Genomic DNA, 25225 nt, shown 5'->3' with positions numbered 1-25225 from the left:
CAGCGTATGAGACGTCTTCCCGCCAGGACGCGCCGGGTGACGCGCCTCACGGCCGACCGGGTGCCGGTGCGCCTCGCGGCGGGCCCGGCCGGACGGGGCCGCACGGCCCGTACGGCGGACGGGAGTTGACCGCCGCCCGGGGCGCACGGCCGGCACCGCACCTCTGCCGCCGTGTGGCCCAGCGCACGGCGCGGTGCCCGCAGGCGTGAGGACGAGGACACACTCCCCAGGACCTCGCCCGGCCGACCCGGCCCGGCTCGCCCGCCCGGCCGACCCGGCCCGGCTCGCCCGCCCGGCCGACCCGGCCGGGCTGGGCCGCCCCGCCCCGGCTCGGCCGCCCCGCCCCGCCCCGGCTCGGCCGCCCCGCCCCGCCCCGGCCAGGCTCGGCCGCCCCGCCCCGCCCCGGGCCGGCTCGCTCCCGACCGCCCGCCCCGGGCCGGCTCGGCCCGGCGCCGCTCGGCCTGGTTCGGGTCGGCCGGTCTCGGGTGGCGGGGGTGTCGGGCTGCCGCGGGTCGGGGTGGGCTCGCCGCAGGCGTGGTGGTGTCGTCAGGCCGAGCCGCGCCAAGGGGCCGACAGGGCCGGGCCGATCTGGTCGAGGTACGACTCGGTCATCCGGCGGATCGCGGCCACGCTGGTGTCCTCACCCTGCCCCCAGAGCCGCCCCGTGACCCGCATCACTCCGGTGAAGGCGGCGACGGCCACCCGCGGCCGCGGGTCGGCGTCGACGTCGAGCCCCTCGCGCTCCGCGATCAGCCGGGCGATCAGCTCCTCCAGGTCCGCCGAGCGCCTCAGGTGCACCGCGAGGAGTGCCGGAGTCGACTCGATCATCCGGTAGGTGCGCATGTAGAGGTCGACCGGGACCACCTCCGAGAGGGCCTCGTCGAGGGTGTCCCACGCGTCGAGGACCGCCGCCCGCATCGCCTCGAAGGGGCCCTCCCCGGGCGGCCGGGACCGCAGCGCCGCGACGAAGTGCGACTCGACGAGGTCCTGGACGGCGAAGGCGACCTCCTCCTTGTTCGCGAAGTAGCGGAAGAAGGTGCGCTGGGACACGTCCACGGCCTCGGTGATCTCGTCGACGGTCGTCCGCTCGTACCCCCGGGCGAGGAAGAGCAGCAGGGCGGCGCGCAGCAGCGCGTCCCTGGTACGCCGCTTCTTGCGCTCGCGCAGTCCGCCGGCGGCTCCGGCGTCCGAGTCGGTCATCACCGCAGGGGGTCCTCTCTGACGCTGAGTGAAGGGTCAGGCTATCTGTGACCGACCTGACAGTTACTGTCTCGTTAACCCGTCCGCGAAGTGTCAGCCACTGTCACTAGCCTGTCCGCATGACTAGTCAGATCACCCTGGCCAAGGAATCGGAGCCCGCCGCGGCCCGCCCCGGGCTGCGCGGCCACCCCTGGCTGACCCTCTTCGCCGTGGCGATCGGCGTCATGATGGTCACCCTCGACGGCACGATCGTCGCCGTCGCCAACCCCGCGATCCAGCAGGACCTCAGCGCCACGCTCGCCGAGGTCCAGTGGATCACCAACGGCTACCTGCTGGCCCTCGCGGTCTCCCTGATCACCGCGGGCAAGCTCGGCGACCGCTTCGGCCACCGCCAGACCTTCCTCATAGGCATCGCGGGCTTCGCGCTCTCCTCCGCCGCGATCGGCCTGTCCACCGGCGTCGAGCTCGTCATCGGCTTCCGCGTCGCCCAGGGTCTGTTCGGCGCGCTGCTGATGCCCGCCGCGCTCGGCCTGCTGCGCGCCACCTTCCCCGCCGAGAAGCTCAACATGGCCATCGGCATCTGGGGCATGGTCATCGGCGCCTCGACGGCGGCCGGCCCCATCGTCGGCGGCCTGCTCGTCGAGCACGTCAGCTGGCAGTCCGTGTTCTTCATCAACGTGCCCGTCGGGATCGTCGCGCTGCTCTTCGGCCTGTTCATCCTGGTCGACCACCGTGCGGAGAACGCCCCGCGCTCCTTCGACCTCCTCGGCATCCTGCTGCTGTCGGCGGCGATGTTCTCCCTCATCTGGGCCCTGATCAAGGCCGCGGAATGGGGCTGGGGCGACTCCCGGACGCTGCTCTTCCTGGCCGGCGCCGCACTCGGCTTCTTCCTCTTCACCTTCTGGGAGACCAGGGTCTCCGAGCCGCTGATCCCGCTGGGCATGTTCCGCTCCCTGCCCCTGTCCGCGGGCACCGTGCTGATGGTCCTGATGGCCTTCGCCTTCATGGGCGGTCTGTTCTTCGTCACCTTCTACCTGCAGAACGTGCACGGGATGAGCCCCGTCGACAGCGGCCTGCACCTGCTCCCGCTGACCGGCATGATGATCATCGGTTCTCCGCTGGCCGGCGCCGCGATCACCAAGGTCGGCCCGCGCGTCCCGCTCGTCGCCGGCATGGTCGCCACCGCCGCCGCCTGCTTCGGGATGGCCCGGCTCACCCCGGACACCGGCACCCTCACCATGTCGCTGTGGTTCGCCCTGCTCGGCCTCGGTCTCGCGCCCGTCATGGTCGGCGCCACCGAGGTCATCGTCGGCAACGCCCCGCTGGAGCTGTCCGGCGTGGCCGGCGGGCTCCAGCAGGCCGCCATGCAGGTCGGCGGCAGCCTCGGCACCGCGGTCCTCGGCGCGGTCATGGCCGGCACGGTCGGCAACTCGTTCGGGGACAACTGGCGGGCCGCACAACTGCCCCCGCTCACCCCGGAGCAGACCGGGCTCGCCGAGAAGGGGGTCCAGGTGGGCATCGCCCCGGTGCCCCAGGGAGTCCCGGCCGAGATCGCCCGGCGGATCACCGACGTCGCCCACGAGACGTTCGTGGACGGCATGGGCACCGCCTTCACGGTCGCCGGCGTCGTCGCGGTCCTCGCCGCCGTCGTCGCCTGCTTCACCAAGCGCGGCGAGAACGCCTCCCAGGGGGCGGGCGCGGCCCACATCTGAGCCGCCGCTCCCGGGCGCCCCCGCGGCCCCGGAGGCGTCAACTCCGTACGCACGGCAGCCCCGCCGGACGGTTCCGGCGGGGCTGTCGCCTATCAGGGTGGAGCTGCCGGAGCCCCCTTCCGTCCGGCCGTCCTCGCAGGTCAGCGTGGGTAGCGGCGAAGCCCCGGAAACGGTCCGGGCGCCGCCCGTCAGCAAGGAGTTGACCCGTCATGCGTACGTGGAACACCACTTTCGCCGTGCTCGCCCTGACCCTGAGCGCCCTCATCCCGGGCACAGCCGGCCCCGCACACGCGGCCGGCCCGCCGACGCTGAACGGCTGCGCCACCGGGCAGCTCTGCCTGTGGGGCAAGGCCGAGTTCAAGGGCAAGCGGCAGACCTACGAGCTGAGCGGCCTCGACATCGAGAGCTGCACCGCCCTGCCCGCCGGCACCAGCGCCCAGTCCCTCGCCAACCGGACCGGCCGCCCGGTCACCACCTACCAGTCCGCCGAATGCGGCGAGACCGGCGAGTTCCAGACCTACTCCGGCGACGGGGTCTGGCTGCCCCAGTCGCCCTACCAGGTACGGGCGTTCAAGGTGTGGGAGCACTAGAGGGCGCGGCCTCGCGCGGCGCCGGGGCGGCCCCCGGCTGGTCGGCGCCCCCGCCGCCCAGCCGGGCGACCTCGGCGCGCAGCGCCCGCACCTCCGCCTGGAGTTCCTGGAGGGCGACCAACTGGAGCCGCTCCACCCGGTCGTCGCGTTCGAACCGGGCGATGAACCAGGCAGCGATGTTCGCGGTGACCACACCGAGCAGGGCGATGCCCGACAGCATCAGCCCGACGGCCAGCACCCGGCCCATGCCGGTGGTGGGGGAGTGGTCCCCGTACCCGACCGTCGTCATGGTGGTGAAGGACCACCACACCGCGTCGCCCAGGTTCTTGATGTTCCCCTCGGGCGCGTCCCGCTCCACGCTCAGCACCGCCAGCGAGCCGAACATCAGCAGCCCCACCACGGCCCCGGCCACGTACGTCGTCAGCCGGATCTGCGGCGCCATCCGGGCCCGCCGCCCCACCAGCATCAGGGTGGCGACCAGCCGGAGCAGCCGCAGCGGCTGCACCAGCGGCAGCACCACGGCCGCCAGGTCCAGCCAGTGCGTGCGGATGAACCGCTTCCGGGCGGGGGCCAGGGTGAGGCGTACCAGGTAGTCGAGGGCGAAGGCCCCCCACACCACCCACTCCGCGTGGGTGCAGGCCCGGTGCACCGCCGGATCCGCGTCCGGCGCCACGATGGGCACGGCGTACGCGACGGCGAAAGCCAGGGCGAGGACCAGCAGCGGGGTCTGCGTCCAGCGCTCCCAGCGCACCTGACGTGAGGGTTCCTTCATGCAAAGCATCGTAAAGAACACGTAAGGGGTGCTGGGACAGGTGTCCCAGCACCCCCACGGAAGGGTGAAGGCTACGCGTCGCCGCCCGCCGCGCCCGGGTCCGCCGCCGCCACGTCCAGCAGCTGGTACCGGTCGACCGCCTGCTTCAGCACCGAGCGGTCGATCTTCCCCTCACGGGCGAGCTCGGTGAGCGTCGCCAGGGCCACCGACTGCGCGTCGATGTGGAAGAAGCGCCGCGCCGCACCGCGCGTGTCGGCGAAGCCGAAGCCGTCCGCGCCCAGCGAGGTGTACGTGCCCGGCACCCAGCGCGAGATCTGGTCCGGGACCGAGCGCATCCAGTCGGAGACCGCCACGAACGGCCCCTCCGCACCCGACAGCTTCCGCGTCACGTACGGGACGCGCTGCTCCTCCTCCGGGTGGAGCAGGTTGTGCTCCTCCACCTCGACGGCCTCACGGCGCAGCTCGTTCCAGGAGGTCGCCGACCAGACGTCCGCCCGGACGTTCCAGTCCTCGGCGAGCAGCCGCTGGGCCTCCAGGGCCCACGGCACGGCCACGCCCGAGGCCAGGATCTGCGCCCCGATCGCGCCCGCCGTCCCCGTCGACACCTTGTGGATGCCCCTGAGGATGCCGTCCACATCGACATCCGCCGGCTCCGCCGGGTGCTGGATCGGCTCGTTGTAGACGGTCAGGTAGTAGAAGACGTCCTCCGCCTCGGGCCCGTACATGCGCCGCAGACCGTCCTGGACGATGTGCGCGATCTCGTAGCCGTAGGCCGGGTCGTAGGCGACACAGCCCGGGTTCGTCGAGGCCAGCAACTGGGAGTGACCGTCCGCGTGCTGGAGCCCCTCACCCGTCAGGGTGGTCCGGCCCGCGGTCGCACCCAGCACGAAACCGCGCGCCAGCTGGTCGGCCATCTGCCAGAACTGGTCACCCGTGCGCTGGAAACCGAACATCGAATAGAAGACGTAGACCGGGATCAGCGGCTCGCCGTGCGTCGCGTACGCCGAACCCGCGGCGATGAGCGAGGCCGTGCAGCCCGCCTCCGAGATGCCGTCGTGCAGCATCTGGCCGGTCGGGGACTCCTTGTAGGCGAGCAGCAGGTCGCGGTCGACCGCCTCGTACTGCTGCCCCAGCGGGTTGTAGATCTTGGCGCTCGGGAAGAACGCGTCCATGCCGAAGGTGCGGTACTCGTCCGGCGCGATCAGCACGAACCGCTTGCCGATCTCCTTGTCCCGCATCAGGTCCTTCAGGATGCGGACGAAGGCCATCGTGGTCGCGATCGACTGGTGGCCCGAGCCCTTCTTGGCGGCCGCGTACGTCTTGTCGTCCGGCAGCTGCAGCGGCTTGGCGCGCACCACACGGGTCGGCACGTAGCCGCCGTGCGCGCTGCGCTGGTCGTGCATGTACTGGATCTCGGGCGAGTTGCGGCCCGGGTGGTAGTACGGCGGCGCGCCGCTCTCCAGCTGCTGGTCCGTGATCGGGATGTGCAGGCGGTCGCGGAAGCGCTTGAGGTCGTCGACCGTCAGCTTCTTCATCTGGTGCGTCGCGTTGCGGCCCTCGAAGTTCGGGCCGAGCGTCCAGCCCTTGACCGTCTGCGCCAGGATCACCGTCGGCTGGCCCTTGTGGGCCTTGGCAGCCGCGTAGGCCGCGTAGACCTTCTTGTGGTCGTGGCCGCCTCGGCCCAGGTGCAGGATCTGGTCGTCGGTCATGTTCTCGACCATCGCGCGCAGCCGCTGGTCACCGCCGAAGAAGTGCTCACGGATGTACGCACCCGATTCGGTGGCGTACGTCTGGAACTGCCCGTCCGGGGTGGAGTTCATCTTGTTGACCAGGATGCCGTCGCGGTCCTGGGCCAGCAGCGGGTCCCAGGAGCGGTCCCAGATCAGCTTGATCACGTTCCAGCCGGCGCCGCGGAACTGCGACTCCAGCTCCTGGATGATCTTCCCGTTGCCGCGGACCGGGCCGTCGAGGCGCTGCAGGTTGCAGTTCACGACGAAGGTCAGGTTGTCCAGGCCCTCGCGGGCGGCGATCGACAGCTGGCCGAGCGACTCCGGCTCGTCCATCTCGCCGTCGCCGAGGTACGCCCAAACGTGGGACTTGGAGGTGTCCGCGATCCCGCGCGCCTCCATGTACCGGTTCATCCGGGCCTGGTAGATCGCACCGAGCGGGCCCAGGCCCATCGAGACGGTCGGGAACTCCCAGAAGTCCGGCATCAGCCGCGGGTGCGGGTAGCTCGAAAGGCCGTAGGGGGCCTTCGACTTCTCCTGCCGGAAGGCGTCGAGCTGCTGCTCGGTGAGCCGGTCCAGGAGGTAGGCGCGCGCGTAGATGCCGGGGGAGGCATGGCCCTGGAAGAAGATCTGGTCGCCGCCGTCGCCCTCGTCCTTGCCCCGGAAGAAGTGGTTGAAGCCCACGTCGTAGAGGGAGGCGGAGGAGGCGAACGTGGCGATGTGGCCGCCGACGCCGATCCCGGGACGCTGGGCGCGGGAGACCATGACGGCCGCGTTCCAGCGGGTGGCGTTCAGGACCTTGCGCTCGATCTCCTCGTTGCCGGGGAAGAACGGCTCGTCCTTGGTGGCGATCGTGTTGACGTAGTCCGTGCTGCGCATCTCGGGCACGGCCACGCGCTTCTCGCGGGCCCGCTCGATCAGGCGCAGCATGAGGTAGCGGGCGCGTTCGCGGCCCCGCTCGTCGACCGCTGCGTCCAGGGAGTCCAGCCACTCCTGCGTCTCCTCCGGATCGAAGTCCGGGACCTGACTCGGGAGGCCGCCAATGATGATCGGATTGCGATCGGATGCGGAAGCCACGCTGTTCCTTCGCTGTCGGGGGAGTCGTGCTGAGGCCGGGTGCGCCGCCTCCCATGGTCTTACTCTCGGCCGTGATCGTCATCTGTACCACCGGGTAACCCCTGGCGTCGGCAGGAAACGTAGGGGGCGGGCGGCGGCGGGACCGGCGGCGGTTCCGGACAGATCGCAACCTTACGCCCAAGCCGGACAGCGCATTCGCAAGGCCGTTCGTCCCTCAAACAGGTAGGAAAGTCCTCAAGCGATGCCGAATGAGCTGGAATGGTGTGGGATGAATCACGAGAGGTCCGCGCGGGAAGGCTGAAAGTTGCGGCGAGACGGCCGCAATCGTCACCGTTTCGACGGTCTCGGCGGCCGGGTACTTGCGCGATCCGCCGCTCCCGTGTGGACTACGCCCAATGCTGCGCGTACGCGCGCCGCCGAAGAACATTCACCGAACATGAGCAGGAGGCACCCCGTGAGCGCGACCGCGGACCACGCGGAGAGCCTGGCCGCCCGGCTGGGTTTCCAGTCCGAACAGGTGGTCCAGGAGATCGGCTACGACGACGACGTCGATCAGGAATTCCGTGACGGCGTCGAGAAGCTCGTCAGCGAGCTCGCCGACGAGGACTACGACGACGTCGCCGACGCGGTGCTGTTGTGGTTCCGTGACGAGGACGGCGATCTGACGGACGCCCTGGTCGATGCGACCGAGCTGGTCGAGGACGGCGCACTGATCCTGCTGCTGACCCCCAAGACGGGCCGTGACGGCTACGTCGAGGCCAGCGACATCAGCGAGGCCGCCGAGACGGCCGGCCTCTCGCTTGCCAAGGGCCTGCCCGTCGGCAAGGAGTGGACCTCTACCAAGCTGGTGACGCCGAAGGCCGCCAAGGCCAAGCGCTGAGCCGCACCCGCAGCCGAGCGGAGACGCACCCACACCCCGCCGACCAGGTGACCCCCGGTCGGCGGGGTGTGTGCGTTCCCGGCTCCGGGGGCCCCAGGGCCTAGGCTTTGACTCACCCGAACAGCCCAACGCAGGGATGCGGGAACGAAGGGATGCGAGAGATGGCGATCGAGGTCGGCGACAAGGCCCCGGACTTCGAGCTCAAGGACAACCACGGCCGGGTGGTGCGGCTCTCCGACTTCCGGGGGGAGAAGGCCGTGGTGCTGCTCTTCTACCCGTTCGCCTTCACCGGCGTCTGCACGGGCGAGCTGTGCGAGCTGCGTGACCAGCTGCCCCGCTTCCAGAACGACGACGTGCAGCTCCTCGCGGTCTCCAACGACTCCGTGCCCACCCTCCGGGTCTTCGGCGAGCAGGAGGGCCTCGACTACCCGCTGTTGTCGGACTTCTGGCCGCACGGCGAGACCTCCCGCGCCTACGGAGTCTTCGACGAGGAGAAGGGCTGCGCGGTGCGCGGCACCTTCATCATCGACAAGGACGGCGTCGTGCGCTGGACCGTGGTCAACGGGCTGCCCGACGCCCGTGACCTGAACGAGTACATCAAGGCGCTCGACAGCCTCTAAAAACCCCCTGTGGGCCGGGAACCCGTCACTAGGATCGAAACGTTGATCCGATTGCAACCGCACGACGGGGCCCCGCCCCACACAGAACCCAATGGAGGACCAGTGGGAGTCAGCCTCAGCAAGGGCGGCAACGTCTCGCTGACCAAGGCCGCGCCTAACCTGACGGCGGTCATCGTCGGTCTGGGCTGGGACGCTCGCACCACCACCGGCGTCGACTTCGACCTCGACGCGAGCGCGATCCTGACCAACGACCAGGGCAAGGTCGCCACCGACGCGAACTTCGTCTTCTTCAACAACCTCAAGAGCCCCGACGGCTCGGTCGAGCACACCGGTGACAACACCACCGGTGAGGGCGAGGGCGACGACGAGGCGATCAAGGTGAACCTCGCCGGCGTCCCGGGCGATGTCGCGAAGATCGTCTTCCCCGTCTCGATCTACGAGGCCGAGGCCCGCCAGCAGAGCTTCGGCCAGGTCCGCAACGCGTACATCCGCGTCGTGAACCAGGCCGACAACTCCGAGCTCGCCCGCTACGACCTCTCCGAGGACGCCTCGACCGAGACCGCCATGGTCTTCGGCGAGCTCTACCGCAACGGTGCGGAGTGGAAGTTCCGCGCCATCGGCCAGGGCTACGCCTCGGGCCTGCGCGGCATCGCTCAGGACTTCGGCGTCAACGTCTGACCCCGAGAGCAGTCCAACCGTCCGGCGCCGTGCACTGTGTGTACGGCGCCGGACCGGCTTTGCCGCCGGCGGACCACCCGCCGCCGCGGCGCAGCCGTCACGGCACCGCCACCGCACCACCGCCACCACGGCACCGCCGCACCATGGCAACACCGCACCGCCGCACCGCCGTCACCGCACCGCCGTCACACCGTCGTCCGGGGAGGACCACAACATGGGCGTCACACTCGCCAAGGGGGGCAATGTCTCCCTCTCCAAGGCCGCACCGAACCTCACCCGGGTTCTGATCGGCCTCGGTTGGGACGCGCGCTCCACCACGGGAGCCGACTTCGACCTCGACGCCAGCGCGCTGCTGTGCAACAGCGGCCGCGTACTCGGGGACGACTACTTCGTCTTCTACAACAACCTCAGGAGCCCCGACGGCTCCGTCGAACACACGGGGGACAACCTCACCGGCGAGGGTGAAGGCGACGACGAGTCGATCATCATCGACCTCACCAAGGTGCCGGAGATGGTCGACAAGATCGTCTTTCCGGTCTCCATCCACGAGGCGGACGTCCGCCGGCAGAGCTTCGGCCAGGTCAGCAACGCCTTCATCCGCGTGGTGAACCAGGCGGACGGCCAGGAACTGGCCCGCTACGACCTCTCCGAGGACGCGTCCAGCGAGACCGCGATGATCTTCGGCGAGGTCTACCGCTACGGGGGTGAATGGAAGTTCCGGGCGGTAGGGCAGGGGTACGCGTCGGGCCTCCGGGGCATCGCTCTAGACTTCGGGGTCAACGTTTCGTAAAGCCGTACAAGACGATGGGGTGCCAGTGGTTCTGAAAACCTTCGGCTGGTCGTTCGCAGTCACTGCGCTCGGTCTGGCCGCAGCGGTGTTCTACGGGGGGTGGACCGCTTTCGGCATCGTGGCGATCCTGACGATCCTCGAGATCTCGCTGTCCTTCGACAACGCGGTGGTCAACGCCGGAATCCTGAAGAAGATGAATGCCTTCTGGCAGAAGATCTTCCTCACGGTCGGTGTGCTCATCGCGGTCTTCGGTATGCGACTGGTGTTCCCCGTCGTCATCGTGGCCATCAGCGCCAAGATCGGGCCCATCGAGGCCGTCCAGCTGGCGCTGAACGACAAGGAGCAGTACCAGCAGCTCGTCACGGACGCCCACCCGTCCATCGCCGCGTTCGGTGGCATGTTCCTGCTGATGATCTTCCTCGACTTCATCTTCGAGGAGCGTGAGATCCAGTGGCTCGCCTGGCTGGAGCGCCCGCTCGCCAAGCTCGGCAAGATCGACATGCTGTCCGCGTGCGTCGCGCTGATCGTCCTGGTCATCGCCTCGATGACCGTCGCCACCCAGGCCCACCAGCACGGCGGCGTCCACGTGGACAAGGCGCAGACCGTCCTGATCTCCGGCGTCCTCGGCCTGATCACCTACATGATCGTCGGCGGCCTCTCCGGCTACTTCGAGAACCGGCTCGAGGAAGAGGAGGAGGCCGAGCACGAGGCCGAGGAGGAGGCGAAGAAGAGCGGCAAGCCCGTCTCGGCCGTCGCCATGGCCGGCAAGGCCGCCTTCTTCATGTTCCTCTACCTGGAAGTCCTCGACGCCTCCTTCTCCTTCGACGGGGTCATCGGCGCCTTCGCCATCACCAACGACATCGTGCTCATGGCCCTCGGCCTCGGCATCGGTGCCATGTACGTCCGCTCGCTGACGGTCTACCTGGTCCGCCAGGGCACCCTCGACGAGTACGTCTACCTGGAGCACGGCGCGCACTACGCCATCGGCGCCCTCGCGGTGCTCCTGCTCGTCACCATCCAGTACGAGATCAACGAGGTCATCACCGGCCTCATCGGCGTGGTGCTGATCGCCTGGTCCTTCTGGTCCTCGGTGCGGCGCAACAAGAAGCTGGAACTGGAGCCGGAGGCTTCCGCCGCGGAGGCATGACCGCCGCGGTAATGCGGAACGCTCCATGTGCGGGGCGGCCGGGCGGGTCCACGGACCCGGCGGGCCGCCCCGCTTCCGTACGTATCAGGGGGGTAGGGGATGGGATTCTTCGACGGCATCCTGGGCAGCCGGTCCGGCCAGTTCCAGTCGGGCAACGCCTCGTCGAACGCGATCGAGCTGACCAGGCGACATCCGACGGTGTCGCTCACCAAACAGGGGGCGGTCCACGGCAATCTGCGCGTCAACCTGTCCTGGCGGATGCGCACCTCGGACATCGGCGGCCGCTCCGGCCAGAGCGGGCAGCTCTTCCGGCACCCGTTCAAGCTCTTCAAGCCCGACATGGTGCAGGCGCACACCCAGGGCATGGTCAACGTCGACCTGGACCTGGGCTGCCTCTACGAGCTCACCGACGGCAGCCGGGGCGCCGTGCAGCCGCTGGGCAACCTCCTCGGCGACATCAACGACCCGCCGTACGTCAAACTCAGCGGCGACGACCGCTTCGGATCGGCCTCGGGCGAGACCCTCTACGTCAATCTCGACCACGCCGACGACATCAAGCGGCTGCTGTTCTTCGTCTACATCTACGACCAGACCCCGGCGTTCGACCGGACCCACGCCATGGTCACCCTCTTCCCGAGCGCCGGACCGCGCATCGAGATCGCACTGGAGGAACGCCATCCGGAGGCCCGCTCCTGCGCGGTGGTGTCCTTCGAGAAGGTCAAGGGCGAGCTGATCGTGCGGCGCGAGGTGAAGTTCGTCTACGGCTTCCAGGCCGAGCTGGACCGGCTGTACGGCTGGGGGCTCCAGTGGGGGCGTGGCTACAAGAGCGCCAAGAACTGACGCCGGGGCGCCGTACGGGCCCCGGCGCCGCCTCGCCGGGCGCCTCGCCGGGCGCCTCGCCGGGCGCCCCGGCGGCTCAGCGCCGGATGAACTGCGGGCCCTGCACCGGCAGCCGGAACGTCGGGTCCCCGCCGGGACCGGGCACCGGCGCCGGGGACACCGGCTGCGGGTACCCGTAGGCGGGCTGGACGGCCGGCGGGGCCTGCGTGGGCGGCGCCATCGCGGCGGTCTGCTCGGAGGTCGGCCCCGCGGCGGGCTGCGCCTCGGCCTCGGGGGCGTTCTCGTCGACCGAGATCCCGTGGTCGGTCGCCAGCCCGACGAGCCCGTTGGAATAACCCTCGCCCAGCGCGCGGAACTTCCACCCGTCGCCCCGCCGGTACAGCTCCCCGCACATCAGGGCCGTCTCGGCGCCGGTCTCGGGCCGTACGTCGAAGTAGGCCAGCGGGTCGGAGCTGCCGCCCGGGGAGGCGTCGTAGAGCAGGATCCGCAGGTCGCGGACCCGGTGGAACGGCACGTCCTCGGCGGAGGCCACCACCAGGATCCGGTCCACGCCCGGGGTCACCGAACGCAGGTCCGCCTGCACGGCGTCGGTGATGGCGTCGCCGAGCTGCTTCTTGCCGAGCCGCCAGACGGCGCCGGAGGGGTGCCGGGGCTGGTTGTAGAAGACGAAGTCCTCGTCCGAACGCACCCGGCCGTCGGGCCCCACGAGCAGCGCGGAGGCGTCCACGTCCGGTACCTCGGGGCCGCCGGTCCAGCGCAGCACCGCCCGGACCGCCACCGCGGTCACCGGGATGTTCGAGCCCTTCTGCATCGAGTGCGTCATGCCCGTCATCCTGCCTTCCCGGGGTGGAGCGCGACAATGCGGCCCCCCGTAAGGCCTTGTCTCAATCGAAAGACGTGGGCATGGTGCAAGGGGGTTACCTGAATTTCATGTGCTTGGGGAATTTTTGACTCGTGTTCGTACGTACTATTACCGGCCACGCCAGTTGGGCCGCCGAGGCAGTACGGGGGAAGCACATGCGTCACTTTGGGCACATATCGCCCAGCGTCCGTAAGGACCTCTTCCACCGGGAGCCCGCGGAGTTCACCAAGGCCTCGCCCGCCCGGATCCTCGCGGCGGCCCTCGGCGCCACCCTCTACAGCCCGGCGACCCGCCCCGCCCTCGCCGCGGACATCCGCAAGCAGGCCGGCCGCGGAGTCGTCTCCATGGTCCTCTGCCTGGAGGATTCCATCAGCGACGCCGACGTACTCGGCGCCGAGGAGAACCTCGTCCAGCAGTTCGCCGCGCTCGGCGCCGACGACGCCGAGCACCCGCTGCTCTTCATCCGGGTCCGCACCCCCGACCAGATACCCGACCTCGTGCGCCGCCTGGGGGACACGGTGCGGCACCTGGCCGGATTCGTGCTGCCCAAGTTCACCGAGAGCAGCGGCACCGCCTTCCTCGACGCCGTCGCCGACGCGGAAGCCGCGAGCGGACTGCCCCGGCTGTACGCGATGCCCGTGCTGGAGACCCCTGACCTCCTCCACCTCGAAACCCGCATCGAGGCGCTCGCCGGCATCTCCCGCACCGTGAACGCCCACCGCGAACGCGTCCTGGCCCTGCGGCTCGGCGTCACCGACTTCTGCTCCGCCTACGGCCTGCGCCGCACCCCCGACATGACCGCCTACGACGTCCAGATCGTGGCGGGCGTCATCGCGGACGTGGTGAACGTACTGAGCCGGGCCGACGGCACCGGCTTCACCGTCACCGGCCCCGTCTGGGAGTACTTCCGCAGCCAGCAGCGCCTCTTCAAGCCCCAGCTGCGCCGCAGCCCCTTCCTGGAGGAGGGCGTCGAGGAACTGCGTACTGCGCTCATCGAGCACGACCTGGACGGACTGCTGCGCGAGATCGAACTCGACCGGGCCAACGGACTTCTCGGCAAGACCTGCATCCACCCGGCCCACGTCACACCCGTGCACGCGCTGTCCGTGGTCTCCCACGAGGAGTTCAGCGACGCCCAGGACATCCTGCGCCCCGAGCGCGGCGGCGGCGGAGTGATGCGTTCCGCCTACACGAACAAAATGAACGAGGTGAAGCCCCACCGGGCCTGGGCCGAGCGCACCATGCTGCGCGCCGAGGTCTTCGGTGTGGCGAAGGAGGAGGTCGGCTTCGTCGACCTCCTCACGGCCGGGCTCCAGGTGTGAGCGGGCCTGTGACGAGGCCGACGACGAGGGAAGGCAAGAAGATCGACACCGTGTGGTCGGGAACGTGGGTCGCGGACCGTCTGGGCGTGCGACTTGAGGACGCCGGGGAGGGCGCCGGCGAGGCGGCCGGCGGCCCGCGGCTCGGCGAACTCCTCGGGCTCGCCCTGCGGCGCAATCCCAAGCGCGCGCACCTGCTGGTCTCACAGGTGCTGGGCAAGCACGTCCCGCAGTCCCCGCGGACGGTGTACGACGCGGGGTACGGGCTCGGGCAGCGGGTCCGGGCGCTGCTCGGCGAGGAGGCGGCCGCCTCCGCGGTGGTCCTCGGCTACGCGGAGACCGCCACCGGGCTCGGCCACTGCGTCGCCGACGGCCTGGGATCCGCCCCCTACCTGCACTCCACCCGCCGTCCCGTCCCGGGCGTGGAGCCGGCGGGCGGCTTCGAGGAGTCCCACTCGCACGCCACCTCGCACCTGCTGCTGCCGCAGGACCCGGGGATGCTCGCCGGCTCCGGGGCGCTGGTCCTGGTGGACGACGAGTTCTCCACCGGCAACACGGTCCTGAACACCATCCGCGACCTGCACGCCCGCCACCCCCGCGCGCACTACGTGGTCGTGGCGCTGGTCGACATGCGCTCCCCGGCCGACCGGGCCCGCCTCACGGCCTTCGCCGCCGAACTGGGCGCCCGCGTCGACCTCATATCCCTCGCCTCCGGCACGGTCACCCTCCCCGAGGGCGTCCTGGCCAAGGGCCAGGCGCTGGTGGAGGAGTGGGAGGGGAAGGACGCCGCCCCCGCAGCGGAGCGGATCCAGCCCCTCCGGCATTCGAGGAGCGAGGTCCGGGGCGGAGCCCCGGCGGACGGCCCGCAGCCGGTCGTCCGCGTCGCCCTCGACTGGCCCGCCGGCGTCCCGGACGGCGGCCGCCACGGCTTCACCGCGGCACACGGGGAAGGGCTGGAGGCCGCCCTCCCGCACCTCACCGCCCAGCTCGCGGCAGCGCTCGGCCCGAACCCCGGCCGCGTCCTCGTCCTCGGCAACGAAGAGCTCATGTACGCGCCCCTGCGCCTCGCCAAGGCCCTGGAAGAGGCCGGCGCCGCCGACGAGGTCCGCTTCTCGACCACCACCCGCTCGCCGGTGCTCGCCGTCGACGACCCCGGTTACGCCATCCGCACCCGGCTCGTCTTCCCGGCCCACGACACCCCCGCCGACGGCCCCGGCGACCGGTACGCCTACAACGTCGCCGGAGCCGGCTTCGACGCCGTCGTCGCCGTCGTCGACTCGGCCGGCGACACCCCCGGACTCCGGACCGGGCTGCTCGACGCCCTCGTCCCGCACACGGGCCGCGTCGTCCTGGCCGTCGTCCCCTCGTACACACCCGACCGGCAGGAGCCGATCATGCCCGAGCCCCTGCGCGGCCCCGCCTTCTCCTCGTACGCGCCCGAGGACGTCGGCTGGCTGCTCCAGGACTTCTCCGACGTCGAGCTGGAGGCCCCGACGGAGGAGCGCGAGGAGGCCATCCAGGCGGGCGGCGCGCACTACGCCGAGTCCCTGCCCGTCGAATACCAGCCGTCCCCGCGGTACCAGGAGCTCTACCGCAGCGCCCTGGAGGCCTCCGCCGCCCGCATGGCCAAGGCCGTCGGCACGGTCACCGAGACCGTCCTCGCCGAGCGCACCCCGTCGCCCGTCCTGGTGTCCCTCGCCCGCGCCGGCACCCCCGTCGGCGTGCTGATGCGCCGCTGGGCCCGGGCCCGCCACGGCCTGGACCTGCCGCACTACGCCGTCTCCATCGTGCGCGGCCGCGGCATCGACGCCAACGCCCTGCGCTGGCTGGCCGCCCACCACGACCCGGCCGACGTCGTCTTCGTCGACGGCTGGACGGGCAAGGGCGCCATCACCCGCGAGCTGCGCGCCGCCCTCGCCGACTTCGAGGGCTTCAACCCGGAGATCGTGGTCCTCGCCGACCCGGGCTCCTGCGTGGACACGTACGGCACCCGGGAGGACTTCCTGATCCCCTCCGCCTGTCTCAATTCCACGGTCTCCGGTCTGATCTCGCGTACGGTGCTGAGGTCCGACCTGGTCGGGCCCGCAGACTTCCACGGCGCCAAGTACTACCGCGAGCTCGCCGGGGCGGACGTCTCCGTCGACTTCGTCGACACCGTCGCCGCCCGCTTCGACGAGGTCGCCGACGCCGTCGACGACGAGGTCAAGGAGCTGCTGGCGGCCGACCGCACCCCCACCTGGGAGGGCTGGGCGGCGGTGGAGCGGATCAGCGAGGAGTACGGCATCCACGACGTGAACCTCGTCAAGCCGGGCGTCGGCGAGACCACCCGCGTGCTCCTGCGCCGGGTTCCGTGGAAGATCCTGGCGCAGCGCGGCGCCGGGGCCGACCTGGACCACGTACGGCTGCTCGCCGAGCAGCGCGGGGTCCCGGTGGAAGAGGTGGACGGGCTCCCCTACACGTGTGTGGGACTCATCCACCCCCGATACACGCGCGGCGCCACGGGCGCCGACGGAAAGGCTGTGGCCTCGAAGTGACTGTCCTCGTAGCCAGTGATCTCGACCGTACGCTCATCTACTCGACGGCCGCCCTGGCCCTGAGCATGCCCGACCCGGCGGCCCCCCGGCTGCTGTGCGTCGAGGTGCACGAGAGCAAGCCGCTGTCCTACATGACGGAGACGGCGGCCGAGCTGCTGGCGGAGCTCAAGGAGGACCCGGCGGTCGTCTTCGTCCCCACCACGACCCGCACCCGCAAGCAGTACCAGCGCATCCGCTTCCCCGGCCGCCCGGCCCCGTACGCGATCTGCGCGAACGGCGGCCAGCTGCTGGTCGACGGGGTGGCCGACCGGGACTGGCGGCGGGCGGTCGCGAAGCGGCTCGCGCAGGAGTGCGCGCCGCTGGAGGAGGTCCACGGGCACCTGCTGGCGGCGGCCGACCCGGCGTGGCTGCGCAAGACGCGGGTGGCGGAGGACCTGTTCGCGTACCTGGTCGTCGAGCGGGCCCTGGTCCCCGACGAGTGGCTGAAGGCGCTGACGGAGTGGGCCGAGGCCCGAGGCTGGACGATCTCGCTCCAGGGCCGGAAGATCTACGCCGTCCCGCGCCCGCTGACCAAGAGCGCGGCCATGCGCGAGGTGGCCCGCCGCACCGGCGCCACGACCACCCTCGCCGCCGGTGACTCGCTGCTGGACGCGGACCTGCTGCTCGCGGCGGACCGGGCCTGGCGGCCGGGCCACGGAGAACTGGCCGACGCGGCCTGGACCGCGCCGAACGTGACGGCCCTGACGGCCGCCGGCGTCGCGGCGGGCGAGGAGATCGTCCGCGCGTTCGGCCGGACGGTTGCGACACTGAGCGCATGACCAAGGGCAATTCGACCAAGATCACCGACGAGCTCTACCGGTACATGCTCGACCACAACCCGCCGCTGGACGAGGTCCAGAGAGGGCTGGTGGCGACGACGTACGCCGAGTTCCCCGACGTCGCCGGGATGCAGTCGGCGCAGGAGCAGGGACCGCTGCTGGCCTTCCTCGTCCGCCTGACCGGGGCCCGGCACATCGTGGAGATCGGCACCTTCACCGGCTTCTCCACCCTCTCCATGGCGCAGGCCCTCCCCGCCGACGGCCGGCTCATCGCCTGCGACGTCTCCGAGGAGTGGACGGCGTACGGCCGCGAGGCCTGGGAGCGGGCGGGCGTCGCGGACCGCATCGACCTGCGGATCGCCCCGGCGCTGGACACCCTGCGGGGAATGCCGGCCGAACCGCACATCGACATGGCCTACATCGACGCCGACAAGCAGAGCCAGATCGCGTACTGGGAGGAACTCGTGCCGAGGCTGCGCACCGGCGGCCTGATCGTCACGGACAACACCCTCTTCCACGGCACGGTCGTCGACGCGTCGGACCACAGCGCCGCGGCGGCGGGCGTCCGCGCCTTCAACGACCACGTCTCGGCGGACACCCGCATGGAGTCGGTCCTGCTGGCGATCTCGGACGGCCTGACCCTCTCCCGCAAGCGCTAGACACGCCCCGCGGCCGGGGGCGGCTCAGCCGCAGCCGCCCCCACCGCAGCAGCCGCCGCCCCCGGCTCCGCCGCGCATGGCGGGCGCGGGGGCGCTGCTGGTTCCGCCGACGGCGACGGCGGAGAGCAGCTTGACGGTGTCGGCGTGCCCGGCGGGGCAGTCGGCGGGGGCGGACGACTCGGCCATGGGCCGGCTGACCTCAAAGGTGTCGTCACAGGTGCGGCAGCGGAACTCGTATCGAGGCATGCGGACAGAGTAGGTGCTGCGGGGCCCGGTCAGCGGCTCACGGGCTCAGCGGCTCAGCGGCTTGGGGGCTCACGGGCTCGGCGGCTCACGGGCGCTGGGGCTCACGGGCGCTGGGGATGACCGGGCTCTGGGGATGACCGGCTCTGGGGATGACCGGCTCTGGGCCTCAGGGGCTCACCGGCGGGCGTGCGCGGCCCGCTGCTCCCGGGCGGCCTGCTCGGGATGGCGGGCGCGCCAGTACGGATTGTCGTGCGGCAGGGCGCTGCCCACCCGCCCGTACATCCCGAACCACATCAGCATCACGCCGACGACGAAGCTGAACAGCACGTTCTGGATCTCGAAGGCGAGGAAGTTGAATTCCGTGTCCAACAGCGCCAGATTGACGAAACCGCTCAGGATGAACGCCACCCCCAGCACGATGTTGAGTTTGGATGCGAAGGTTCCGCCGATCACCATCCCGACGAACAGCAGCACGCCGATGCAGATCGACAGCACGCTCAGCGCACCGTTGGTGTTCAGGGCGAGCACCGTGTCGCCGCCCGTGTCGAAGAACCCGATCTGGTCGATGAGCCCCAGGACCCCGAAGACGACCAGCAGCAGCCCGGTCAGACCCGCGCCGACCCGGTAGACCTTGCTGAGCTTGTGGTCGGCGGGCAGGTGCTCGTCCAGCTTGGCGTTGACGGGGTGCAGCGCACGGCTCACCCAGTCGTGGGAGACCCGTGGCGTGCTGGGCACGTAGGACTCGTGGGGCACGTACGGCGCGTAGTTCTCATGAGGCTCGGTGCACCCATAGAGCGCGTGCGTCACGTACTCCTCGCTGGTCTTCCCGCTGGGCACGGGCACGGGCGCCCGCCGCTCCCGCCGGAGCGCACGAGACCGATGGGACGAGTGAAAAGCGTGGGCAGCCATACCGCCCTCCTCTGCTCCGTTCCCGGTACTCCGTGCCCGGCAACCCGGGCACCTCCAGCATCCGCCGCAGAACACATCGGGACAAATCCGAAAACAGGAGTCTGCGAGTCCGGTACGGAAGGTCATCCGGCGGCGGCGCGCCCGTCCCGGATGTCCGACACCACGCGGCCCACCGCCTGCCGGACCTCCTCCATCTCCTGAAGGAAGTGCCAGTAGTCGGGATGCCTCCCCTCCAGCCCGGCCAGCGCCCGCTCCACCCTGGCCACCGACTGGTCCAGAGGCCCCGCGTGCCGCGGATCGGGCACGCTGCGCCCCGCCATCGCCAGGCGCTGGGCGTCGCGGATCGCGAAGCGCGTCCGGTCCACCTCCGCCTGCGGATCCCGCGCCACGGCCTCCAGCCGCGTCAGCCGGTCCTGCGCCGCCGACACCGCCTCGTCGGTCGCGTCCAGGGAGGCGCGCACCGCGTCGATCAGCGCCGACACATCGGCCCAGCGCTGCTCGTCCCGCGCCCGGCCCGCCTCGAACAACCGGTCCTCGGCCTCCGCCACGTCCCGTACGGCCTGGTCGGGAACGTGCTGGAGGTCCTGCCAGCACGCCGCCGAGAACCTCCGCCGCAGCTCGCTCAGCACCGGATCCACCCGGTCCGCCCGGTTGCGCAACGCCTGCGCGCGCGTGCGCAGGCTCACCAGCCGCCGGTCGATCTCCGCTGCCCGCTCCGGCAGCCGCTCCGCCTCGGCCCGTATCGCCTCCGCGTCCCGCAGGATCCGGTCCGCGCGCTGCACCGTCTCCTGCACCCCGTGCAGGGCCGCGCCCTGGTTCAGCTTCGTCAGCTCCGGCCCCAGCGCCGCCAGCCGCGCCGCCAGCTCGTCGGCCCGCATCCCCTTGGCCCGTACGGAATCCAGCGCGTCACTGGCCGCCAGCAGCGCCGCCTTCGCCCGCTCCCGGGCCGGCGCGACGCGCGCCAGCTGCGTCTCCGCCCTGTCCAGCAGCGGCTGCAGTCCCTGCGCGAACCGGTCCAGCTCCCCTTTGACCCGTACCAGCTCGTCCCGGGCCCGCGTCAGCTGCTCCCGGGCCCGCGCGGCCACCGAGGCCTCCAGCTCGGCCCGGTCCAGGTCGTGCGCGTCGACCGCCTCGATGTACACGTGGCTGACCTGGTCGATCCGCCGGCCGAGCGCGGAGAACCCGTCGATCGCCTGCCGCGCGGCGGGCGACCCGTCCGCCGCCGCGATCGTCTCGATGGAGATCCGCAGATCCCGCTGCGCGGTGTCGAGCTCGTAGAACGCCGCGGCGGCGGCGTCCTTGGCCGCCTGCGCGTCCGCCCGCCGACTCTCGTCCCGCCCGCCGAACCACCGCCGGGATGCCGTCGTCACAATCCCTCTCCCGTACGCGTCCGCGCCAGCCCTGCCCCGGCCCATTCTCCCTCACGGGAACGGGTTTGCGTGGGGGGTGTGCCCGCCATGTAGGCTGTCCACTCGTCCACGGGTGCGTAGCTCAGGGGTAGAGCGCTGCTCTTACAAAGCAGATGTCGGCGGTTCGAAACCGTCCGCGCCCACCAGTGCAGAGGCCCCCAACCGATCATGGTTGGGGGCCTTTGACGGTAGTCCTCGACGGCATCGCAGCGCCCGGTTTCGGTTCGTGGTGCTCTGCCCAGGCACCGCAAGGGCCGAGCGGTACAGGGCACACAAGCGCTGATGGGACCAGGGGTGTCGGCGGCGGGGCGCATGTCGTGGCCGGCCCGGGCGCTGTTGCTAGGCCGCGCGAGGGGTGGCCGGCGGGTGGATGGGCTCGTGGTGGTGCCAGATGAGGTAGCGGTCCTCGCGCCGTAGCTCGGCGTCGCCCCACTCGATCCGCATCACGCCCCGCTCCATGGAGCAGGCATACGCCACGATGATCAGGCGAAGGTCATGTGGCAGGAGAGCCACGTCCGGATGGACGTGTTCTTCGTTCAGTTCGTCCAGGCCGAGGTCGAACGTCTGCTGCATCGGCTGTGGGCCGTGGCGGCGGATCAGGTCGGCCCGGAAGCCGGCAGCCTTCCGCAGCCGCGCCTCGGTGACCGGCACGTCCTTCTTCGCATAGCGGATCGGGTAGACCGCGTTGCCGCCGATGATCATCACCTTGCGGCCCTGCAGTCGACGCGAGGTCGCGCCCTCGAAAGGTGCCAGACCGGCTGCGAGTGCCTCGTACTGCGCTGCGTGGAGCCCGTGGCCGTACGCTTCCAGGGTTTGAGTGTGGACGCCCTCGTGTCCGTGCCGGGCCCTGTCGTGGGCTTCCATGAGACAGGACGGGATGGTCTCGGCCAGCCGGCCGGCCAAGGCGCCGAACGTCCTGGTGGCCCAAGGTGTCGCTGAACTCACGTGTGTCGCCCTCCCCCTGCGTGGTCAAAACGCCGAGCCGCACGTTCCTCACGGTGTGGGCCGCAGGCCAGGCGCGCAAGAGTGCACAGGAGCACGGACCGCGCACGGGACCCGTGTCCCACCTCCACCGATGACGTCAACGGGAGCCGTGCGAAGGCCCCCCGCCGGGCTCGGCGGGGGGCCTTTCGGTCAGGCGTTGGGGCGCTTGCCGTGGTTGGCCTTCTTCTTCTTGCGGGCGCGCTTCTTGTTACCTCGCTTGGCCATACGGGACATCTCCCTGCATTCGGGGATCTTTCATGGCCCCGTCAGTCTAGGTTCCGGGGCGCTTGAACTCCACAGGGCCTGCGTTCATCTGGATGGTTCCATCCGGGTGGAGGACCGGCCGGCGTTCGGTCATGCGGCCGCTGTACGCCTCGATGTGGCGGATCGCCGCGCCGTCCGGGCCCGTGAAGTCGACGAGGGCTATCGCCACCCAGTAGCGGGTCTTGGTGTTCTCGTAGAGCGGGACCGTCACCGTGGAGCCGCGGCCGTCGGTGACGATCACATGGGCCCCGAAGCTGCGGAAGGAGCCGAAGCCGTTGCTGAGCGCTGAGTACGCGCAGAGCAGGACGTAGCCCTGTTGCTCCGGGCGGGTGATGCGCAGGGTTTCGCGGCCGGGCTTGCGGGCATCGCCGTCCAGCTTGATGAACGGGGGCTCGTGCAGTGAGCCGAGCTGCTTGTAGTAGACGGCCTGGGAGTTCTTGGCGCTGGTCGGGCCGGTCTTGACCAGGGTGCCCGGTTCGGCCGTGCCGCGCTGGACGTCGGAGGCGGGGACGAACAGGGCGTAGAGGTCCAGGTCGGCGCCGCGCCGGCGGCGCTGGTCGCTGCCGCCGTCCCACTCCAGGGTGGCGGTCACCACCAGTTCGCGGTCCTGCTTGTCCAGGCTGATGGAGGCCCGGCCGCCCTTGTCCAGGCTGATCTTGCCGAGGGGGTAGGGCCTGGGGGCGTTCGGTGCCGATGCCGGGGTGGGTGTGGGTGCGGGTGCGGGTGCGGGGGTGGGGGCGGGTGTGGGTTCGGGCCTGCGGGTCGGGGCCTGGGCGGGGGGCTCGGAAGCCACCGTCACGCCGAAGTCCGTGGCCAGGCCCGCCAGGCCGTTCGCGTACCCCTGGCCGATGGCGCGCAGCTTCCAGCCGGAGCCGCGCCGGTAGATCTCCAGCAGCAGTACGGCCCGTTCGCCGTCGGTGAGGGGCGGAACGCGGAACTCCACCGGCTCCGTGCCGGCCTGCGCGGCCCGCACCCGTACGTCACTCACCTCGCGGAAGGTGCGGGCGGCGTCGTCCGGGTCGCAGCTCGCGACCAGGACCACCCGGTCCACCTCGGCGGGCAGGGCGGACGGGTCCACCTCGACGCGTTCGGGCCCGGAGGCGTCGGCGGCCAGGTGGCGGACCGCCCCGGACTCGGCGGACGGCTGGTTGTAGAAGACCAGGTCGTCGTCCGACCGGACCCTGCCGTCCGCGGTGACCAGCAGGGCGCTGAGGTCCACGGGGGCGCCGGCGTGGAGGAGGGAGGCGGTGAGCGGATCCGTGGTGACGGGTGTGTTGCCGCCCTTTTCCAGTACCGCCATGTGCCCGCCCCCCGAGTGTCCCGATCGATGGCGTCACTGTGCCACAGCGCTCCGGCCCCTTGGCGCCGTCCGGGGGCCGTGGGATCGTCGGGGGATGGGCGAGTGGCTGGCGTGGGGCGGGGCTGCCGGGGCTGCCGGGGTCGTCGCGGTGGTGCTGGTGGTGCTGGAACGGATCCGTGGGACGCGGTTCGAGCAGCGCCGGGAGGAAGAACGGGCGCGGCTGCTCGCGGGGCTCGCCGAGCCCGCGGGAGCGCCCCTCGCCGTCGTGCCCGCGGCACGGCCCGGGGCGACCAAGTTCGAGGACGTGAGCGCCGTACGGCCGCCCGCCGGGCTGCCCGAAGCGCGGCGGGACGAGTTCACGCCGCTCCTCGTCGAGTACTACGCGTACGGGCTGACACAGGCCCGCAGCAGCTTCGCGACCAGCCAGCGCTTCGCCGCGGCGGGCGCACTGATCCTGCTTGCCGGGGTGGGATCGGCCGTGTGGAAGGCCGAGAGCACCGGGGACCTCTACCTCGGGATCGTGACCGGCTCCGTCGGACTGGTCGTGACCCTCATCGGGCAGCTGTTCCACCGCCGGGCCGACATCGCGCTCCGGCACATGACCGACCAGACCGCCTCGCTGCGCGACGACCGGCGGACCGCCGAGACCATGCAGCAGGCCATCGGACTGCTCGACGCCGTCGAGGACCGGCAACTGCGGGCACGGATACAGGCCGGGCTCATCATGAAGCTGTCCGGGGCGGAACTGCCCCCGGCATAGTGGAGGTATGTGCCGTTCCATCAAGACCCTGCGCCCGCCCGCCATCCCCGAGAAGGCCACCGAGGAGGAGATCCGCGCCGCCGCACTGCAATACGTACGGAAGGTCTCCGGATTCAGAGCGCCCGCCGCGCACAACCACGAGGTCTTCGAGGCCGCCGTGGACGCCGTCGCCGAGGCCACGGCAGCGCTGCTCGACGGCCTCCAGGTACGGGGACAGGCGTCCGCCACGGCCTCGGCCTGAGGTACGGGGTTCCCGACGACCGTCATGCGGCGGCGCGGGGGGCGGCGCCCTCCTACGGAGTCGCGCTCCGTGTACGGATGCAGGCGGACCCCGCCGGTCCCGTCGTGCACCCGGGGCGGGCCTCGGGCCGTTCACCCCGAGCATGAGCAGGCCGTACGGGTCCCAGGCGGGCGGCGGTGCGGCGGTTCGCAGTACGACGACCAGGGGCAGGCGGCGCGGGCAGGGGGGACCGACGGCCACCCCCGCGACGCCGGAGGGGCGGTGCGGGGGAGGTCAGCCGGCTGCCGAGCGGCGGCGCAGCAGCCACACGCCGGTGCCGAGCGCCCCGGCGGCCAGCGCTCCGCCCGCGGCGATCATGCCCGGGCTCATGGAGGCGATGCTGCCGCCGGTCCCGCCCCGGGCGGCACCCGAGATGACCTGGATATTGACGGTGACGCGGTCGCCGGCCGGGCTCCCGCACTCGAAGAGCACCCGGTGGGTGCCGATGGAGGCGTTGCGGGAGATGGTGGCGCCGGCGGAGAGGTTGGTGGCCTGCAGGTTGCCGGGTGTCAGAAGCACCTCGCCGAAGGCGGTGGAGGAGGCCCTGCCGGTTCTGCTGCTGCAGCCGGCGAGGTTGAGGGCCACCCGGCCGCCGGGCGCGACCGTGCTGGGCGAGACGGTGGCGGAGGGGAAGGCGTGGGCCAGTGTGGCGGGGGTGACGGCGGCGAGGGCGGCGACGGCGAGGGTCGCGCCGGCCAAGGCGGCGGCGCGGCGACGCGGGCCGGGTCCGGGCCCGGTGCCGGTGCTGGTGCCGTGCCGGCTGCCGGGCGAGTGGGCGGGGGGCTTGGTGTGCGGCGGCTTGGCCTGCGGCGGCGTGGCGTGCATGGAGAGAACTCCTCGGGCTCCTC

The 25225-nt window shown here is 71.3% G+C and carries 26 protein-coding genes and 1 tRNA gene; 16 read left to right on the top strand and 11 right to left on the bottom strand.

Translation table 11 applies throughout. From position 1 onward, the window contains the following. The first annotated feature begins 6 nt into the window (after positions 1-6). Positions 7-129, top strand: a complete 123-nt coding sequence (locus ACZ6Y1_RS34335; protein WP_469639359.1) for a hypothetical protein — start codon at positions 7-9, stop codon at positions 127-129. A 417-nt stretch (positions 130-546) separates the two neighbouring features. Here ACZ6Y1_RS34335 and ACZ6Y1_RS34330 read toward each other — a convergent pair whose 3' ends face one another. Further along, the gene (locus tag ACZ6Y1_RS34330; protein ID WP_469639356.1) at positions 547-1200 is read right to left on the bottom strand and encodes a TetR family transcriptional regulator; all 654 of its coding nucleotides are present in this window, start codon (positions 1198-1200) and stop codon (positions 547-549) included. A 119-nt stretch (positions 1201-1319) separates the two neighbouring features. On the opposite strand from ACZ6Y1_RS34330, the gene ACZ6Y1_RS34325 reads away from it, so the two are divergent. Together ACZ6Y1_RS34325 and ACZ6Y1_RS34320 are read left to right on the top strand one after the other, a co-directional pair. Continuing rightward, the gene (locus ACZ6Y1_RS34325; RefSeq protein ID WP_469639354.1) at positions 1320-2912 is read left to right on the top strand and encodes an MFS transporter; all 1593 of its coding nucleotides are present in this window, start codon (positions 1320-1322) and stop codon (positions 2910-2912) included. Between the two features lie 209 nt (positions 2913-3121). Further along, positions 3122-3502 carry a peptidase inhibitor family I36 protein gene (locus tag ACZ6Y1_RS34320; RefSeq protein ID WP_469639351.1) on the top strand — a complete coding sequence of 127 codons (381 nt, stop codon included), beginning with the start codon at positions 3122-3124 and terminating at the stop codon, positions 3500-3502. Here ACZ6Y1_RS34320 and ACZ6Y1_RS34315 read toward each other — a convergent pair. Together ACZ6Y1_RS34315 and aceE are read right to left on the bottom strand one after the other, a co-directional pair. Continuing rightward, the gene (locus ACZ6Y1_RS34315) at positions 3483-4274 is read right to left on the bottom strand and encodes a potassium channel family protein (RefSeq protein ID WP_469639348.1); all 792 of its coding nucleotides are present in this window, start codon (positions 4272-4274) and stop codon (positions 3483-3485) included. The genes ACZ6Y1_RS34320 and ACZ6Y1_RS34315 overlap by 20 nt on opposite strands. Positions 4275-4345: 71 nt before the next feature. Further along, a complete protein-coding gene (gene aceE, locus ACZ6Y1_RS34310) occupies positions 4346-7078 on the bottom strand; it encodes a pyruvate dehydrogenase (acetyl-transferring), homodimeric type (protein WP_469639345.1) in 2733 nt (910 codons plus the stop codon). 454 nt (positions 7079-7532) lie between these two features. On the opposite strand from aceE, the gene ACZ6Y1_RS34305 reads away from it, so the two are divergent. The 6 genes from ACZ6Y1_RS34305 to ACZ6Y1_RS34280 all read left to right on the top strand — a co-directional run bounded on the left by ACZ6Y1_RS34305 (position 7533) and on the right by ACZ6Y1_RS34280 (position 12033). Next, positions 7533-7958 (top strand): DUF3052 domain-containing protein, encoded by a 426-nt coding sequence (locus ACZ6Y1_RS34305; protein WP_371678684.1) that lies wholly within the window; start codon positions 7533-7535, stop codon positions 7956-7958. Between the two features lie 161 nt (positions 7959-8119). Beyond that, positions 8120-8578, top strand: coding sequence for a peroxiredoxin (locus ACZ6Y1_RS34300; RefSeq protein ID WP_384746165.1), 459 nt, complete (start codon positions 8120-8122; stop codon positions 8576-8578). A 102-nt stretch (positions 8579-8680) separates the two neighbouring features. Continuing rightward, positions 8681-9256, top strand: a complete 576-nt coding sequence (locus ACZ6Y1_RS34295) for a TerD family protein (protein ID WP_384579680.1) — start codon at positions 8681-8683, stop codon at positions 9254-9256. Positions 9257-9470: 214 nt separating this feature from the next. After that, positions 9471-10046 (top strand): TerD family protein, encoded by a 576-nt coding sequence (locus ACZ6Y1_RS34290; RefSeq protein WP_384579681.1) that lies wholly within the window; start codon positions 9471-9473, stop codon positions 10044-10046. A 25-nt stretch (positions 10047-10071) separates the two neighbouring features. Beyond that, positions 10072-11193 carry a DUF475 domain-containing protein gene (locus tag ACZ6Y1_RS34285; protein WP_469639339.1) on the top strand — a complete coding sequence of 374 codons (1122 nt, stop codon included), beginning with the start codon at positions 10072-10074 and terminating at the stop codon, positions 11191-11193. A 99-nt stretch (positions 11194-11292) separates the two neighbouring features. Beyond that, positions 11293-12033, top strand: coding sequence for a TerD family protein (locus tag ACZ6Y1_RS34280; protein WP_469639336.1), 741 nt, complete (start codon positions 11293-11295; stop codon positions 12031-12033). 76 nt (positions 12034-12109) lie between these two features. Here the strand turns inward: ACZ6Y1_RS34280 and ACZ6Y1_RS34275 are convergent, their stop codons facing one another. Continuing rightward, on the bottom strand, positions 12110-12856 hold the full coding sequence (locus ACZ6Y1_RS34275; protein WP_469639333.1) for a TerD family protein: 747 nt from the start codon (positions 12854-12856) through the stop codon (positions 12110-12112). 194 nt (positions 12857-13050) lie between these two features. Here ACZ6Y1_RS34275 and ACZ6Y1_RS34270 point away from each other — a divergent pair, with 194 nt between their 5' ends. From ACZ6Y1_RS34270 to ACZ6Y1_RS34255, 4 genes are read left to right on the top strand one after another with little or no spacing between them, the layout of a single operon-like run. Beyond that, complete coding sequence (locus ACZ6Y1_RS34270) at positions 13051-14217, top strand: HpcH/HpaI aldolase/citrate lyase family protein (RefSeq protein ID WP_469639330.1); 1167 nt, start codon at positions 13051-13053, stop codon at positions 14215-14217. A gap of 8 nt (positions 14218-14225) precedes the next feature. After that, positions 14226-16748 (top strand): phosphoribosyltransferase, encoded by a 2523-nt coding sequence (locus ACZ6Y1_RS34265; protein WP_469639327.1) that lies wholly within the window; start codon positions 14226-14228, stop codon positions 16746-16748. Beyond that, positions 16745-17566, top strand: coding sequence for an HAD family hydrolase (locus tag ACZ6Y1_RS34260; protein WP_469639323.1), 822 nt, complete (start codon positions 16745-16747; stop codon positions 17564-17566). The genes ACZ6Y1_RS34265 and ACZ6Y1_RS34260 overlap by 4 nt, the downstream gene beginning before the upstream one ends. Continuing rightward, the gene (locus ACZ6Y1_RS34255; RefSeq protein WP_469639320.1) at positions 17563-18225 is read left to right on the top strand and encodes an O-methyltransferase; all 663 of its coding nucleotides are present in this window, start codon (positions 17563-17565) and stop codon (positions 18223-18225) included. Before ACZ6Y1_RS34260 ends, ACZ6Y1_RS34255 begins: the two co-directional genes overlap by 4 nt. 24 nt (positions 18226-18249) lie before the next feature. On the opposite strand, the gene ACZ6Y1_RS34250 is transcribed toward ACZ6Y1_RS34255, so the two are convergent. The 3 genes from ACZ6Y1_RS34250 to ACZ6Y1_RS34240 all read right to left on the bottom strand — a co-directional run bounded on the left by ACZ6Y1_RS34250 (position 18250) and on the right by ACZ6Y1_RS34240 (position 20795). Further along, positions 18250-18471: an FmdB family zinc ribbon protein gene (locus ACZ6Y1_RS34250; RefSeq protein WP_469639317.1), complete on the bottom strand. Its 222-nt coding sequence runs from the start codon at positions 18469-18471 to the stop codon at positions 18250-18252. Between the two features lie 174 nt (positions 18472-18645). Further along, a complete protein-coding gene (locus ACZ6Y1_RS34245; RefSeq protein ID WP_469639439.1) occupies positions 18646-19173 on the bottom strand; it encodes a DUF4383 domain-containing protein in 528 nt (175 codons plus the stop codon). A gap of 329 nt (positions 19174-19502) precedes the next feature. Then, positions 19503-20795, bottom strand: a complete 1293-nt coding sequence (locus ACZ6Y1_RS34240; protein ID WP_469639314.1) for a hypothetical protein — start codon at positions 20793-20795, stop codon at positions 19503-19505. A 65-nt stretch (positions 20796-20860) separates the two neighbouring features. On the opposite strand from ACZ6Y1_RS34240, the gene ACZ6Y1_RS34235 reads away from it, so the two are divergent. Continuing rightward, positions 20861-20935, top strand: a tRNA-Val gene (locus ACZ6Y1_RS34235). A gap of 193 nt (positions 20936-21128) precedes the next feature. Here ACZ6Y1_RS34235 and ACZ6Y1_RS34230 read toward each other — a convergent pair. The 3 genes from ACZ6Y1_RS34230 to ACZ6Y1_RS34220 form a co-directional block, all read right to left on the bottom strand. Then, positions 21129-21734, bottom strand: coding sequence for a hypothetical protein (locus ACZ6Y1_RS34230; RefSeq protein WP_469639311.1), 606 nt, complete (start codon positions 21732-21734; stop codon positions 21129-21131). Positions 21735-21923: 189 nt separating this feature from the next. Continuing rightward, positions 21924-21998, bottom strand: a complete 75-nt coding sequence (locus ACZ6Y1_RS34225; RefSeq protein ID WP_099895366.1) for a 50S ribosomal protein bL37 — start codon at positions 21996-21998, stop codon at positions 21924-21926. A 46-nt stretch (positions 21999-22044) separates the two neighbouring features. After that, the gene (locus tag ACZ6Y1_RS34220; RefSeq protein WP_469639308.1) at positions 22045-23337 is read right to left on the bottom strand and encodes a TerD family protein; all 1293 of its coding nucleotides are present in this window, start codon (positions 23335-23337) and stop codon (positions 22045-22047) included. A gap of 94 nt (positions 23338-23431) precedes the next feature. Between ACZ6Y1_RS34220 and ACZ6Y1_RS34215 the strand changes: the two genes are divergently transcribed. Both ACZ6Y1_RS34215 and ACZ6Y1_RS34210 read left to right on the top strand, forming a co-directional pair. Then, positions 23432-24097: a TRADD-N-associated membrane domain-containing protein gene (locus ACZ6Y1_RS34215; protein ID WP_469639305.1), complete on the top strand. Its 666-nt coding sequence runs from the start codon at positions 23432-23434 to the stop codon at positions 24095-24097. 7 nt (positions 24098-24104) lie between these two features. After that, a complete protein-coding gene (locus ACZ6Y1_RS34210; protein WP_469639302.1) occupies positions 24105-24338 on the top strand; it encodes a DUF2277 domain-containing protein in 234 nt (77 codons plus the stop codon). Between the two features lie 273 nt (positions 24339-24611). Here the strand turns inward: ACZ6Y1_RS34210 and ACZ6Y1_RS34205 are convergent, their stop codons facing one another. Further along, positions 24612-25202, bottom strand: coding sequence for a hypothetical protein (locus tag ACZ6Y1_RS34205; RefSeq protein WP_469639299.1), 591 nt, complete (start codon positions 25200-25202; stop codon positions 24612-24614). Between the last annotated feature and the right edge of the window lie 23 nt (positions 25203-25225).

This window comes from Streptomyces sp. NPDC053432 (genome assembly GCF_055585365.1).
This window is presented reverse-complemented; position numbering and strand designations above follow the sequence as displayed.

Coding starts and splice junctions, on each gene's coding strand:
- ACZ6Y1_RS34335 (WP_469639359.1), top strand. CDS start 7: ATGAGACGTCTTCCCGCCAGGACGCGCCGGGTGACGCGCCTCACGGCC.
- ACZ6Y1_RS34330 (WP_469639356.1), bottom strand. CDS start 1,200: ATGACCGACTCGGACGCCGGAGCCGCCGGCGGACTGCGCGAGCGCAAG.
- ACZ6Y1_RS34325 (WP_469639354.1), top strand. CDS start 1,320: ATGACTAGTCAGATCACCCTGGCCAAGGAATCGGAGCCCGCCGCGGCC.
- ACZ6Y1_RS34320 (WP_469639351.1), top strand. CDS start 3,122: ATGCGTACGTGGAACACCACTTTCGCCGTGCTCGCCCTGACCCTGAGC.
- ACZ6Y1_RS34315 (WP_469639348.1), bottom strand. CDS start 4,274: ATGAAGGAACCCTCACGTCAGGTGCGCTGGGAGCGCTGGACGCAGACC.
- ACZ6Y1_RS34300 (WP_384746165.1), top strand. CDS start 8,120: ATGGCGATCGAGGTCGGCGACAAGGCCCCGGACTTCGAGCTCAAGGAC.
- ACZ6Y1_RS34290 (WP_384579681.1), top strand. CDS start 9,471: ATGGGCGTCACACTCGCCAAGGGGGGCAATGTCTCCCTCTCCAAGGCC.
- ACZ6Y1_RS34280 (WP_469639336.1), top strand. CDS start 11,293: ATGGGATTCTTCGACGGCATCCTGGGCAGCCGGTCCGGCCAGTTCCAG.
- ACZ6Y1_RS34275 (WP_469639333.1), bottom strand. CDS start 12,856: ATGACGCACTCGATGCAGAAGGGCTCGAACATCCCGGTGACCGCGGTG.
- ACZ6Y1_RS34270 (WP_469639330.1), top strand. CDS start 13,051: ATGCGTCACTTTGGGCACATATCGCCCAGCGTCCGTAAGGACCTCTTC.
- ACZ6Y1_RS34255 (WP_469639320.1), top strand. CDS start 17,563: ATGACCAAGGGCAATTCGACCAAGATCACCGACGAGCTCTACCGGTAC.
- ACZ6Y1_RS34250 (WP_469639317.1), bottom strand. CDS start 18,471: ATGCCTCGATACGAGTTCCGCTGCCGCACCTGTGACGACACCTTTGAG.
- ACZ6Y1_RS34240 (WP_469639314.1), bottom strand. CDS start 20,795: ATGGGCCGGGGCAGGGCTGGCGCGGACGCGTACGGGAGAGGGATTGTG.
- ACZ6Y1_RS34220 (WP_469639308.1), bottom strand. CDS start 23,337: ATGGCGGTACTGGAAAAGGGCGGCAACACACCCGTCACCACGGATCCG.
- ACZ6Y1_RS34215 (WP_469639305.1), top strand. CDS start 23,432: ATGGGCGAGTGGCTGGCGTGGGGCGGGGCTGCCGGGGCTGCCGGGGTC.
- ACZ6Y1_RS34210 (WP_469639302.1), top strand. CDS start 24,105: ATGTGCCGTTCCATCAAGACCCTGCGCCCGCCCGCCATCCCCGAGAAG.
- ACZ6Y1_RS34205 (WP_469639299.1), bottom strand. CDS start 25,202: ATGCACGCCACGCCGCCGCAGGCCAAGCCGCCGCACACCAAGCCCCCC.